Source organism: Mesorhizobium sp. M8A.F.Ca.ET.207.01.1.1, from assembly GCF_004794715.1.
Classification (GTDB): domain Bacteria; phylum Pseudomonadota; class Alphaproteobacteria; order Rhizobiales; family Rhizobiaceae; genus Mesorhizobium.
In genome coordinates, this window is record NZ_SRUS01000333.1 from 1 (window position 1) to 328 (window position 328).

Sequence of the window (328 nt, forward strand, 5' to 3'; positions counted from 1 at the left end):
GATGCCGGTGGTGCCGGTGGCGGAACCGCCATCGATCACCAGGCGGTCGCTGGTGGAATTGTCTGCGCCCAGCACGGTGCGCAGGTACAGGCCACCGCCGTCGCCGCGATAATTGCCGCGCACGGTGAACACGTCGCCTGCGCCGGTGCCGGTCAGGTCGATGCGCCCGGCATTGACCATCTCCACCAGTGCACCACTGTTGAACGGACGGATGGCATGGCCGCCACTGCCTGCATAGACGGTGCTCGTGTCATCCACCGTGAGCGTGCCGGTGCCGGTACTGCTGTCGCCCAGCACCAGATCGCCATCGAAGGTCAGCTCGGTGCTG

At 66.8% G+C, this 328-nt stretch carries 1 protein-coding gene; it reads right to left on the minus strand.

Translation table 11 applies throughout. From position 1 onward, the window contains the following. Positions 1 to 328, minus strand: a 328-nt coding sequence (locus EN850_RS34795) for an autotransporter outer membrane beta-barrel domain-containing protein (protein ID WP_136093018.1), incomplete at both ends; no start/stop codon positions are given.